This window comes from uncultured Anaerobiospirillum sp. (assembly GCF_902485895.1).
Lineage (GTDB): Bacteria > Pseudomonadota > Gammaproteobacteria > Enterobacterales > Succinivibrionaceae > Anaerobiospirillum > Anaerobiospirillum succiniciproducens.
On record NZ_CABTML010000004.1, the window covers coordinates 1 to 14,448 of the forward strand.

General features: G+C 44.2%; 6 protein-coding genes. All 6 read left to right on the plus strand.

Annotated elements, in window-relative coordinates; genetic code table 11:
- A partial coding sequence (locus RDO37_RS00165; protein ID WP_308497692.1) for a hypothetical protein occupies positions 1–553 on the plus strand: 553 nt, incomplete at its 5' end.
- 95 nt (positions 554–648) lie between these two features.
- A complete protein-coding gene (locus tag RDO37_RS00170; RefSeq protein WP_308497693.1) occupies positions 649–2,517 on the plus strand; it encodes a hypothetical protein in 1,869 nt (622 codons plus the stop codon).
- 372 nt (positions 2,518–2,889) lie between these two features.
- Positions 2,890–6,831 carry a virulence factor SrfB gene (locus RDO37_RS00175; protein ID WP_308497694.1) on the plus strand — a complete coding sequence of 1,314 codons (3,942 nt, stop codon included), beginning with the start codon at positions 2,890–2,892 and terminating at the stop codon, positions 6,829–6,831.
- Between the two features lie 147 nt (positions 6,832–6,978).
- Positions 6,979–10,254, plus strand: a complete 3,276-nt coding sequence (locus RDO37_RS00180) for a virulence factor SrfC family protein (RefSeq protein WP_308497695.1) — start codon at positions 6,979–6,981, stop codon at positions 10,252–10,254.
- A 17-nt stretch (positions 10,255–10,271) separates the two neighbouring features.
- Entirely contained in the window at positions 10,272–11,333 is a 1,062-nt protein-coding gene (locus RDO37_RS00185; RefSeq protein ID WP_308497696.1) for a hypothetical protein, read from the plus strand.
- Between the two features lie 308 nt (positions 11,334–11,641).
- Positions 11,642–13,756, plus strand: a complete 2,115-nt coding sequence (locus tag RDO37_RS00190) for a vWA domain-containing protein (RefSeq protein WP_308497697.1) — start codon at positions 11,642–11,644, stop codon at positions 13,754–13,756.
- Positions 13,757–14,448: the final 692 nt, after the last annotated feature.

Consider the following 14,448-nt stretch of genomic DNA (forward strand, 5'->3'; position numbering starts at 1 on the left):
CAAATGCGATATAGCAAGTAACTTGCTCTGCGCTCTAGCTTTGCTCTGTGGTGACTTTATGATCGCTAAGTACATGCTTTCGCATGGAGCTAATTTACAAACATTGATAAGCGAAAACAAAGAGTATCTTGTAAAAATAGAATTCTATCATAGGATAAGTCACGCCACATTGCATTGTTTGCAAGGTGTTGTAAGACTCATTGAGCTATCTTCTACAGAGGAAAAGCGCTTCTCAATGCAATTGAACGATATTAAATTGTTCATGCATAAGGGTCCAGATGAGTTTGCGAAGATCTTTAATCTCGTAGATGTACAGGCAAAATATGTTGTTGAGTTATTTGAAGACGCGCTTGAGTATACATATCCTCAGGTTGTTCATGCAATCGCCACATCTAATCAGATTAGATCTAATAAAACCCTGAGTAAGCTAATAGATGTGGCTACAAAGCACAAGGCTCATGAAGTCACTGCGATTCTTCTCGATAGGAAGCAAGAGTTTCAAAGTAAGGCCAAAACAACCAAGACTAGCATAAGGTCATCATTAAGGTTGTAGCGGCACAAAAGTAGTTGTTTGCTATCACTATGATTTAGCTTAGATGGGGATCAGCAATATATTTGGTTGTAGACACTTATCAGCAAGGACATTCTATGGACTTTGAGATCTCAGATGATGGTACGCTAATTCGTTATTCAGGCGCTGGCGGCGATGTGGTGATCCCTGAGGGCGTTAAGTTCATAGAACGTGATGGGGTGTTTGATCGACAAGTTGAGATCACCACTTTATCTTTGCCTAGCACCTTGCTTGGACACAAGCATGATCCACTAAGCTCACGTCAAGCTCATGTGCTGAAAGTTAAAACCGGTGGACAGGTTAAACTCAAGCTGTATAGCAAGGCAAGCTCGGGTGGGATAGGAAATTCTGATGCCATCTTTGAGCTTTTAGAGCTTGATTTGCCAAGTCTTAAAAACTACATCGTTGACGCAAATAATCCTGTCTACATTGCCACTGATGGTGTGTTGATGGTCAAGGATAGATTTGTTCTCGATGTACCTAAGCAAAGTCATCTGCCGTTTAAAATGGAGTGTACTTATCAAGAGTATATGGCTTTAGATGCGAGCTTACGTACTTTTGAGGGGCCTGCTCTTTGGATTAAGTTCCATCATAAGACTATATTTCTATTAGCATTAGAACAGTTTATCAAGACTACGGTCTTGAAGTATAACTTGAGTAATCTAAAAGTCCTGTACTTTCCTGACGCCACTAAACTTGGCAAACTATCACAACGTACCACATGGATGTCAAAGATAAGCTCGGTGATTGTTGCCCCAAAGCTTGAGGTCGATGATTCTGATAGCACTATTAATCACTTAGCTATTTTGGGATATGGCTACAGGCCAGATCTTTATGCACCAGAGCACGCTGTACGCTACCAAGAGTTAATGCAAGATTTTGAAGATAACTTGTATTTAGATGCAATTGATTTTGGTTTTCCATCTATTGCAAATGTATACAAGAGTCTTTGGGAGCAACGTGAAGTTTCAAAGCTGATACCTAATAACGAAGAACAGGCGTGCAAGAGACTGATAGAGGCAGTGTTATACGGCAGTATGGATGATATCAGTCGCGTCCTTTCTTACAACTTCTCCTTCCTTGGCAAGTTCAAAGAAGATCGCGAGGACTACACCCACGGTGGTGTGGCAGCCTTAGCTGTAGCCTGTCGCTATGGTGGATACGACAAGCTTAAATTCTTGCTTGAACATGAGAAGTTTAACTGTGCGCTAAATGAGATCAATCAAAGCCTCATAGATAGATTCAAAGACAAGATCTCTTTATGGCAGGTTATTGGCTTTGTAGCAGGCTTTGCTTGGCATGTATTCTTTTACGTGAACGCTGATGGTGAAATACGCGATCTCAAGCCTATCAGCATTGATGAAAGATTTAAGTGCTTGGATCTCTTAGCGCATCGCTTCTATGAGCCAAATGATGCTCTAGGATGGATGTGCTTTTACGCTTGTCTCATGGGGCGTGAGGAGCTTGCTTGCAAACTAATTGAGCAAGTGAACTTTAAAGATTTTTACAAAAAGAATGCCGTTAAAACAGGATTGCTCGCCATTGAAGAGGGTATCAGAGACACGCTTGAGTTTAGTCCGCGCAATGTAGTGATCCTTGCCAAGGCATTCAAAGATCATGGCTGCAAGCTTCCGTTAACGCGTTTTTCTCAGGTTAGAAATCTGTATGATCATCCTGAGATCATCAGAGAACTGTTTGGGATCGCCAACGTTAATATCTCTCACATCATCAATCTTGTAGATCATGCCTGTTCTAACCATGCTAAAGAAGTGATTGAGGCAGTCTTTGAAAGTGGACGTCATTTTTCACCTCAAGCTATGCAGAGCTTTCTAAACAGTGCCACGGAGTGTGGTGATCCTGAGATCGTCTCTTTTATGCTTGATTATCAGTCACGCTATCGCAAGCAAGATGATGGATCATGGCGTCGACAAAGCCTAACTCTTTAGACCACACTCCTTTGGCGCATCCAGCCTTTTGCAGACCACTTAGCTTTTTGCATACAACTTTGCTTTAGCTGATAGCTTTGCTTTCATGATGGCCGTGCTCTAATTTGGGGATTATGGGCTCTTGAATGCTCTTAAGTTAGGTTTTATCTGGCGTGGTGGCGTTTATTTTTGTGACTTTCGCGGCGGCTTGGTGCATGTTTTGCCATTGCGTATTGTCTTTATGCTAGTATGCATTTTAGTCTGGATGTAATGTCGCCATAGTCTGTGTACTCTAGTGGCGAACTCTAGCTTTAGATAGGCTTGCAACTAGCATGAGGATGCTTTCCATGCTTGATGTGGGCAACGTTATCATTCGAATCTAAGGATGTATATATGTATCCTGAAGTGGTGCCTATAGACGGTAATATCGAGTTGATTCAAAACTCGGGTATTCAATTTGTCGATCTCGATATCTTGGTTGATTGGAAGACCAAAGATAATCTGAGCATGATTAAGGCTATTGAGAACGGTTATTTCATCCGTCTTACTGCCTCAAAGGATGATCCTTTAGTACGACTTGTACCAAAGATCACCAATGAGGTCACTTATGTGGATCCTGTACATCAAAGAGCCGTTGACCTAACCTCAGTTTCACAGCAGGTATCACTTAAAGAATCATTAGAGCTATACGATGGTGTATGGTTCCCAATTCCTTATCTGCCAAATCATATTGTTCCAGGTATGTATGGCCCAACTAACTGGGCGCGTGCACGTATTGTTAAGGTCACAGATAATGCTGCCATTGAGCAGTACCTTAAGAGCAAAGGTCAGCTTGCATCCCATCGTCCAAATGCCGTCAAGTACACTGAAGATGACGATAGTGCTGCTCCAAATATCGTTGCAGCTGATGGTGCACAAGCTGCCACAGACAAGCTCTATGGAGGCGTTGCTCCTAAAGAACTCTTAAAAGAGAGCGAGAGCTATTACCGTATCGTTTTAGCTTTTGATACCCAGACTCAATCACAAGAAGATAACCTTGCCTATTTCGCTCCACTAGATCGCGATGTTGAGTCAGGCGAGCGTTTCAAGCTGGCCTTTACTGCAGATCGCTGCTCTGACTTTTTAAAGAGCTCCAATGGCTCCTTGCCTTGGGTACGTGAGTGGGCTGAGGCTGTATTTAAAGATTTATACAAAGAGCGTATTAAGCCAAAGATCATTGATGAGGAAATTCAAGAGCTAATCATTCAAGAGCATTTACATGAGGCGCATTACCTCAATATGCTCGCATTCTTGGGCTTCTTAGTTGAGCCTCGTCCAGTGCACTTTGTCTCTAATGGTTTGTCTAGCGGCTCAAGCTCTAATCGTGCTGTCGATGTGTCCTTAATTTTGGATATTGGTAATGCACGTTCTTGCGGCATCATGGTTGAAGATCATCCAAACGTTACTCGCGGTGATGATGATTTTTCCGATACCTATGTTCTCAACTTGCGTGATCTTAACGCTCCTGAGCAGGTGTATAACCAGCCATTTGCCTCAATGGTTGAGTTCTCGGTGCCAAACTTTGATTACGACAATCGCTCAGCAAGATCAGGTCGTCCTGATGCCTTCTCATGGCCATCCATGGTACGTGTAGGTAACGAGGCTGCTATGCTTGCTGCTCACCGTGAGGGCAATGAAGGCACTACTGGTATTACCTCACCAAAGCGCTATCTGTGGAATACTGATCGTCTTACTAATGATAAGTGGATGTTTAACAACTACTCTTATCAGATTAAGTCAAAGAAGCTACAGATTCAGAGAAAAGAACAGAACGTACGTGCCTACTTAAATCCGATTGGCTACTACTTCAATACCGACGGTAATGCGTACTTTGCGCTCAACAAAGACGATAACGTTTTTGATAATCTTGAGTCACGCTACTCTAACCGCTCCACCATGACCTTTATGCTCATTGAGCTCTTTGTTCAGGCCATGGTACAGATGAACTCGGTCTCACAACGTGAGCAGTGCACCTCCAAACAGTCTCCTCGTCGCTTGAAGTCTGTGATCTTAACTACCCCTCCAGGTATGCCAGCTGAAGAGCGCGAGCTTTACCGTGGATGTGTTTATGAGGCCTTAGGTATCTTATGGAAATCCTTTGGTTACGATAAGAGCAGCCCTCGTGAGTTTAAGTTCAGTGTTTCTAACTCAGGACGTGTTTCTTCAAGCAATATTGATCCGCCAGTACCAGATGTATACCTCGATTGGAATGAGGCTGAGGCTGGTCAAGTGGTTTACGTTTACAACGAGAGCCAGAAGACTTACAAGGGTGATTGTCAGGCCTTTGTAAAGAACTTACGTCGTCCAATGATGGGTAAGCGTCTAGGCGAGGTGTTAAAAGATAAGGATGGCGATCCACTCTACTCATCTCGTATTGCCTCTTTAGATATCGGTGGTGGCACTACTGATCTTGTGATTAAGGATTACTCCTTTAAGAGCAATGTAGCAGCCTTTGCCTCTGACATCATTCCTCGTGAGATTTTCAAAGACGGCTTTAAGATCGCCGGTGATGACATCATTCACGACATCATCAAAGAGTGCATCATGCCACGCTTAGCGCTGACTTTAGCTAAGTATAAGATTGGCTTTAAGCCAGTACTGCAGCGCTTAGTGGGTGACTCTGGGTCAGGTAATGTGCGTACTGAGACTTTAAGATCGCAGTTTACTCAGCAGATCTTAGTTAAGATTGCCTATAAGATTCTCTTCCACCTTGAAAATCTTGATCCGTACGATACTTCATGTGTGGTTAAGGGATCAGTGCAGGAGTTCTTGCTCGATCAGGAACGTAATCCAAAGCTGCCGTTAACCGTCAAGCGCATGGGTGCCTTTGAGATGCCAAGTCAGGATGTTATCAATTATGCTGATGGCATCATGGGTGAGTATCTGCAGGGCTTCTCTATCATGAACTTTAAGTTCTCCTTTGATATTGCAGCCATTAACCGCGCCATCTTAGAGGGTAGTAAGTTCAACATCTGTCGTATCTTATCTAAGCTGTGCGAAGTAATTACCGCCTTTGATGTGGATCTGTTACTGCTCACAGGCAGATCCTCAAAGCTTCCTGCAATTCGTGCCTTCTTCATGCAGCGTTTAAATCTGCCTAGCATGCGTATTGTGGCTATGCACTCTTATCGCTGCGATAGTTGGTATCCGTTTAAGCGCGATGGTGAAACTATTGGCGATCCAAAGACCACTGCATCAGTGGGTGCGCTCCTTAGCTACTTACGTCTGTCGCACGATAAGTTCCCTAATTTCCGCTTCTACTCTTACCCAGAAGAGGTAAGCAACAACGCACACTATGTTGGTATTGTCGACAATGCCAATATGATCTCGAATGCTTCAGTACTCTACAAGTATGAGTCAGCTCGCATGCTCGCAAAGAAGAACGAGTCAGATGAGGACGATGAAGAGTCGAATTTCATTCCATACAATCGTGAAGACGAGTCATTTAATACTCAGTTATCTGTAGAGATCGGCTGTCGTTTACTTGATGATGAGAATGTTGAGGCAACTCCTCTTTACAAGATTGAGGCTCATAACTCAGTTGATGATATCGCCAGAGTTAAGCAAGCTCTTGCATTAACTTACAACGACATCAATCGTGAGGAAGTAACCAATCTTATTTCTAAGTTTGATTTTGAGATCCAAGAAAGGTACTCACAGCAAGCTGAAGAGATCTTAAAGCGCCTTGAGGATAACGATAATATCTGCGCACCTTACAAGGGTGAGCTTGAAAAAGAGCTTAAGGATAAGGTAACTGCAGAGATTGATGCTAATACTCAGGCACCAACTGGCCTTAAGAAGTTTGTAGCTAAGTTTACAAACAATGAAGATGAGCGTAATGCTGCTATTTCAGCTCGTTATGCAGAACTCTATTCAAGTGAGGTTACTCAGCGTTTTGAAGAGTATGTAGATGACACTTACTACAATACTGAAACTGAGCTTTCTAATCTCTTAAACGCTGGTATCGAAGAGAACATTGCACTGTTACGTGAGCGTTTTACTCGTGGCTTTGAACAGTTAAAACGTAAGCTCAATATTGAGCGTTGCGGCTTTAGCGTTACTTTAAAGACCGTAAACCGTCACTCTCCATACCCAATGGCATTCATCAAGCAGAATCTGCCTAACTTAAAGCAGGTAGAGAGCTTTGAACTTGAGTCTGTTGTTGCCGACGATGGTAAGGACTATACCCCTTACTTCCGTATGTACTTAAAGACCATCTCCGGTGCAAAGGTTAAGTACTTCATGGATAGTGGCTCAATTGATCTTAACGGTATCAACCCACGCTTCATTCTCTAAATACTAGTGAGCACGTGCTCATGGCAGTGAGCTAAAGCCAAGGTGCTTTGGCCACTGTCATGTAAAGCCTAGGTTTAGCTGAGCGCATTAATTATTTTGTTTAATGCACTTACACAAAACTTAGGCTCTCAGATAGCAGGCAGCAAGATGAAAAAAGAATTAATCAACGCAGCTCAGGCATTAAAGTTAGCAAGCTCCTGGGTTGAGAGAAATGCATCTGCAGAGGCAGATCTTAAAAGTCAATCTAATGAGATTCTGCTAGATCTTGGCCGTGGTGCCAATAATGTTTCATTTAGCGTCAACAACCTCAATCATCGTCCATGTATAGGTTTGTTTGGTGCTTCACAGGCCGGTAAGAGCTATTTAGTATCTAAGCTGGCCGCAGGTGATAGTGCCAAGCTCTCAACTCATTGGGATGAGCATGCTGTTGACTTTATCACCCATGTAAATCCATCAGGTAATAACTCTGAGGCAACTGGTTTTGCCACTCGTTTTACCCATGAGAAGGATAACTCTCCAAGCGGCTATCCAATTGAGCTTAAGCTGTTAAATGAAGTTGAGATCGCCATGATCTTAATCAATGCTTTCTTCTATGACATCAATCAGACCGATGTGTCAGTAAGCAGCGATGAAAACTTCTACTTAAACAAGCTCAAAGCTTTAGAGCCACTTGTGGATACCAAGGCTCGTGATGAGTTTAATGCCTATCCAAGTGCACTGCTCCAAGAGGCTGATCTCACCTCATCTAATGCAGATGCCACTTCTGGTATTGATTGCTCTAAGTTAAAGATTCGTGGCTTGAATGTAGGCCGTAGCGTTACTGTTAATGGCGTAACCGAGATGAACTACATTCAAGTAGAGCAGGTTATCGATTTAGCTGATTACTTAGTGTCTAACTCCAACGGTAAGCTTGGTTCTTTTGAAACCATGCCAAATGTATGGATGAAACTAAGAGAAATGCTGCCATTTATGACCTTAGATGGCCGTATCAAAGCTCTGTCGATGTTCTGGCAAGATCTCCCAATCTTCTCAGTTACTTATGAGTGCTTAGCTCGTGAGCTCTTAAAGCTCAAGGGTCATAATGTGGTCTACGCTCCAATGAGTGCTTTCGTTACTCAAAATGGCGCTACCCTTATGCAAAACGAGTCTGGCACCATCATGCACATTACCAAGCTGAGCACCATGTTTACTGACAAGGTCGAGCTTGAGTGTGCTCTTGCCAAGCCAAAAGCCTTATACGATGACAGCGCAAATGCTGCCGCCGCAGCAGCAGCTGGCACCGCTGCCGGCGCAGCAGGTGCCTCTGGCGCTGATGGCCGCCTTGAGGTTGAGGAAAATGTAAGCATCAATGCCTCACGTCTTGCAGCTTTATCTTTAGAGCTGTGCTTTAGACTTGAGAACTCAGGTAAGCTTGATGACTTTGATGTACTTGATTTACCTGGTGCACGTTCTCGCGATGTGATCTTGCTTAAGGATGTTGTCTCTGATGGCGCTAGCTATAATCAAGATCGCAAGCTGACTGAAGCTATCTGCATGCGTGGTAGCGAGTTCTTTAGACGTGGTAAGGTCTCATATGTCTTTGAGCGCTATGCCCGTCGTAACGAAATCGATCAGCTCTTATTCTGCATCGGCGTGAACATGCAGCAAGACGTTACCTCGGTTTTAACTATCTTGTCTGATTGGATCGCTAAGAACGTAGGCGATACTCCAAAGCGTCGTGCTAGTGGCTATAACCCGCTTACTATCGTGCTCACTCGTTATGATGACGTCTTTACTCGACAGCTGAGCAATTTAGAAGGCGGTCGTCCAATTGATATGAATCAAGAGATTAACATTGCGCTTAACCGTATTGTGAAGCTCAATTGGTTCACTGAGTGGACACCTGGTAAGCCATTTAACCGTGTCTTACTTGCTCGTAAGCCAAATATTGGTAAATACACTCCATGGCTTGCCTTTGATCCTGATACTAAAGAAGAGCTTGGTATTAGAGAGCAAGATCAAGAGAACGCTGAAAAGGTAAAGGCAGCGCTGCTTGGAGTTGATCTTTTCCAAGAGCATATTGCCAACTTTGAAGAGACTTTAGATGCCGTACTGTCCTTAAACGACGGTGGTGTTACTAATATTTGCAACATCATTCGAGCCAATGCGCTTAAGGATGCTGATCGCATCTCCGTTAGAACTACCAAGGCACGTTTAGATCTAAAGAACTGCGTTGCACACTTAGCTCCTTTTGCTACTCGTGATAGTGCTTTAGCCCTGCAAAAGGCCAAAGTAGAGTCTAAGCAATTGTCCTTAGATGTGCTGCAGTGTAATGCTATTACCCCATGCTTTGATCTCATTAGAGGTCTCCTTGATATCTCCGAGACTCGTCTAGAGGAGATCTATCAGCAAGGCTTCTCAGCAGGCTCCAACGTACAGCGCTTTGTACAGTCAGTTTGCTCGGAGTTTTTAGATAATCTGTCACAGCTGTGGCGTAAGGACAATGTACAGCTAAACGACATTGCTGATCTCGTGGTCAAGGGTTATCTAAAGGACTTGCCAAATCTTGAAGCTGATCCAAGCAATAGAGAAGTCTATAGCCTGTTCTACAATGATGCTGAGGGCAGATATAAGACAGCTGAAGAGGCAAAAGATAGTATTTTGAACGTCTTTATGCGTCTGTTTAGTGAGATCGCTAAGACCTTTAGCTCACCACAGGTAGGCTTAAAGAACTACATGGTGCAAGTACTGCTTGAGCAAGAAAACATCAATGAGGGCTATGGAGACATTGTGCGTGTACAGGTACAGCTCATGAGCTTTATCTTAAGCGACTTTAACCTCTACTTAGGCGCACACTTAATGCCAAGTGACTCAAGTGCCAAGGATGCAATGGCTAAAGAATTAGCTCAAGCTCCGGTTGCCTCTGAAAGTGCCTATGTAGCACCTGCACCAAGTGCACCTTCATTTGGTGATGAGGATGATTTTTCTGATCTTGATTTTGGTGATGACGATGATGGCTATACCCCTATAGGCCAAACTGCCGCCAAAGCAGCTCCAGCTCCTGCCAAGGTCTTTAACGAGCCAGTGCATGCAGTAGCGCCTTCTAAGGTTGCACAAGATGCTGCAGCTCATGGTGGTGTCTTAGGTAGTGCCAAAGGCCCAGTTAACTCCTTTGTTAACGACAATGGCAAGATCAGATTTGATGAAAGTAAGACCGATCATGAGGTCTTCACCGCTAAGTGCAAAGCAGATGACACCGGCGTGTTGCCTCACTTAGATGAACGCTCTGCCTCATTTGAGTTTAAACTTATTAGTGACTATTTATCTACACTCATGTTTATGATGTGCCAGGTGAATGTCCTGTCAGAAAACAGATACAAGTTCTCTAATCAAGAGAATCTGTTATTGTGCAGACTTTTAGGAACAATGGAGAATTTTGAATAATGCCGGCTGTGGATAGAGTGGCCCGTTTTACTCCTGGTAAACAAGGAGAGGGTAAGTTTTCTTTAATTGGCTTTAACGGTCAGCAAAACTTAGGTGAGTACACTGCTGGTATTGAGCTTATCGTGGTGCGTCGTAATGAAGAGCACTTAGGCGATTGGGTCTCAAACTCAGCAGACGGTTTTATTTTGGTAACACCTCGTAGAGCCCGTCAAAGAGCTTTAGACTTTGAGTTTGAGGTAGGTCCAGAAGTTGTTGATCCTATGGCTTTTGACAATAGTGGTGATTATTTACTTAAGATCCGCGATGTCAACGGCACTGTTCAAAGCTTTGTAGTGTCACTACAAGACACTCCACGTGCCTCATCATCCTTTAGCCGTCAGGTAGCTCGAGATAGAGCATCACCTGCTCCAGGTGCTCAGGCAAATGAGCCACAAGCAAATAATCAAGAGGCCCCTATAGAGCACTTAAAGCCACATCCAGAGCCTGCAGCACCACAGCCAAACTCCAAGATGCCGCTCATCTTGAAGATTGTGGGCGCTATCTGTGCCTTAGCACTGATCGCAGGTGCGGTTTACTTTGTGCTCGATATGATGAACAAGGGCAGTAAAGATCCAGCAGCCGACTCAGCTGCTCAAGAGCAAACTGAGCAGGCCAAGGACTCTAGTGAAGCAACAGATGCCGCAAATACCGCAGATGCCGCCAATGCCGCCGCAAGCAGCGCAGCACCAGGCTCACCTTGCGCACTGACTGCTAATGCTGCCGATGACAAGACTGTAATTAGCAACTGCTTATCCTCCAATCCTAAGCGAGAGGACATCTATGTGCTCTTACACGATGCCATGAAGGCCGAGCGTTGCGAAATCGTGCAGCGTATTTTACGTACCAAGGGTCGTGCCTCAGATGGTGGTCCATTTGCTCATGTGTATGCACGCTACTCTGATCCTGGCAGTCAATTTACCAACAAGTGCATTGAGAAGAATGCTAACGACAGCCAGTACTGGACTCAGCGTACTAAGGCTGACAAGAACTTTGATCAGCGCGAAGCAGATTTACTCATGGAGCGCTTAAGCCAAAAATAATCTCAATAAACCCATTACCCGCAACCTACGACAAGCTCACTTGCTCATACCCTCAGCCTTTGCTGAGGGCATGCAAGCTCACTTTCAAAGCCCCATCTTAGAGCCAGGCTCGTAATGTCTTGACTCGAAAATGGTGAGCCGTGATTAGATGCCATGCAATACAGCTGTCGCCCCGAGATTGATTAGCTGTCATGCAGGCGCAGCAGTCGCACCGACATTGATTAGCTGTCATGCAGGCGCAGCAGTAGCACCGGGCAAAGACGTGGGATTGTGAGGTGCATGTGGTTGTGAAGATTTAAGGAAGAATTATGACAAAGGTAAATGCTTTTAAGCTTACCAAGACAGCCTTAGCCGTAGTTACTGCAGTTGCTGCAGCAAGCTTTAGTGCAAATGCCTCAGCTGAAGGTAGCCGTGAGCCTCTGCTCATGGAGGGCAAGACCACTTTATATCAGCGTGTCTTAACTACTCCAAGCTGTAAGTTACATGCCAAGGCAGATGCCTCTGATGCAGGTAAAGAGATTGCACCTTTAAGTCAGTACTATGTTTACTCAGACACTGGTGCCACCGTTGAGGTTGGTGCAGATACTACTGGTAAAATCGCAGGCTTTTTAGACAAGAGCTGCACTGTACCTTGGAAGATGCAGCTTGCTCTGCACTTTACTAACTCAGCTAACCGTAATCGTGCTCTGATTTTCGAGCAAGAGGCAGGGTTAGATAACATCATCGACTCAGATGATGGTGCTCAGCAGTATAAAAAGCTTTATGAGACTGCCTCAAAAGGTGGTCAGGCTGAGGGTGTTATCTCCATTGAGCCAGATAAGTATGTTGATCCTTCTAAGAACTTCTACTTACTGCCAATCTTAAACTCAGTTGAGTCGATCTATCCTGATGGTAACTTTGTTTACAAGCATGAGATTGCCTCAGTAACAGCTAAAGACTCTAAGAGCTCTACCGATACTGCAGCTAAAGCTAAGGGTGGCGATGCAGCCGCTAATGGAGCAAGCGCACAAGCTACTACTAAAGCTAACGCGAGCGCAGCTAAAGATGGCAGCAATAGCGATGATCCATATGTAGTTGCCTTTAAGTCAGCTATCGTCTTTGTTATTGACTCATCTATTTCGATGCGTCCATACATTGAGCGTACTAAGCAAGCCATTAACTCCATCTACAAGTCTATTGAGAGCAATAACCTCAATGACAGCGTGCACTTTGGTATCGTCTCATTCCGCGCTGACACCAAGAGCACTCCAGGCTTAGAGTACACTACCAAGATGTACTTAAAGCCAGGTGAGGCTGTAGATGCTAAAACCTTTAATGAGAAGGTGGCTACTTTAGATCAGGCTAAGGTCTCAAGCACTCAGTTTGATGAAGATGCTTATGCCGGTATCAATATGGCTCTGCAGGATATCAACTGGAATAACTACGGTGGCCGTTACATCGTGCTCATTACCGATGCTGGTGCTATCGATGCAGGTGATAAGCAAAGCTCCACTGGTATGGATGCAAACTCCTTACGTTTAGAAGCTCAGCACTATGGTGCAGCTGTGTACACCATGCACTTATTGACTAATAGTGGCGCTAAGAATCATAAGAAGGCAAAAGATCAGTATGAGATCTTATCTTTCAACCAGATCTTAAATAAGCCGCTGTACTATCCAGTAAATGCTGGTGACGTTAAGGCCTTTGGTAGCATGGTTGACACCTTATCTAGCTCCTTAACTGCACAGGTAAAGCGTGCTGTGATGGGACAGATGTCAGCAGGTTCTTCATTAGCTGCTAGCGATAAGCTCAAAGCCGAGGCTGACAAGAATAAGGATGCTAATGACATTGCCAAAAAGCCTACTAATGACCAAGAAAAGGCTTTAGTTAACGATAGTGACAAGTTAGGTCTTGCCATGCAGCTTGCCTACTTAGGTCGTGTTACTGGCGCTAAGAGCCCAGACTTCTTACAAGGCTGGATGTATGACCGTGATGTGGAAAATCACAACACTGCAGTATGTACTCCTGTCGTGTTAGTCAACCGCAATCAGCTTAGCGATTTATACACCTTAGTAAATGGCGTACTTGAGTCAGGTATCGCTGGTCAGCTTAGCTCTGATGACATGTTTAGTCAGCTCAAAGCTTTAGCAGCTCAAATGGGCCGCGATCCTAATCAGCTCTCTAAGAGCAAGTCCATTGGTGAAATGGGTATTATGGGTGAGCTTTTAGACGATCTGCCATATAAGTCTATGATTGCTAACCTCTCACCAGAGGATTGGTACAATTTAGGCTCACAAGAGCAAGAGCGTATTGTGCGTGCCCTTGAGAACAGCCTCAATTACATCCAACACTGCTCAGGCGATAACGACCGCTTCATCAAGCTTAACGTTGACGCCGACTCTTCCGATGAGGTTTACCCAATCCCGCTCGACGCATTGCCATAAGCGCCTAGCTCTACAGCCAATGCTTAGACAGCCGCTCAGCTAAAAAATAGCTCGCGGCTGCTATCGGCGTTAATGCTAAGTCAAATTGCTAGCAGCTGCTATTAGCTATCAAGGCTATCTTCAATTGCTAGCAGCTAGCATCCACTTGCGATGCAGCTAGTCCTAGCAGTGTGGCGGTAAACAAGCTATTGATAATTAAGGCTCAGACATTAGTGTTTGAGCCTTTTGCGTTTTGATGGACGCAAATTGGGCTGTTTCTAACAGCCTCAGTGTCCTGGTCGCATGTTAATTAGAGCCAAGGTGCGTTGGTGCGCGGCGCATGATTAGGCAGCGCTTTTTTAGATGGTTTTGCTGAATCGCCTCTTCATTCTTAGCGGCATCAATTTGTGACAGACGCGAAAAAATCATGTTAAAAAGTGTGGCATAAGCCACAGGCTAAGCTAAATTTTGTGCTCCTATGTAGTATCTAGTATTAGGCTTAGATAGGCCAAAAACAGCCTATTTTTGTCATATAAACATAAGGTTAAAATAGTGCTAAACTAGTAAGGCTAAAAACATTACTAAAAGACTTTATAGCGTCGAGAGATCGACTTTTTAGCATGCTTAACCCTTAAGTCTAGATCTTTAGAACTTATCTAATGGCCTTAAGTAAGTGAGTGTGATAATTGATTGCTATAAGTTGTGATGAATGG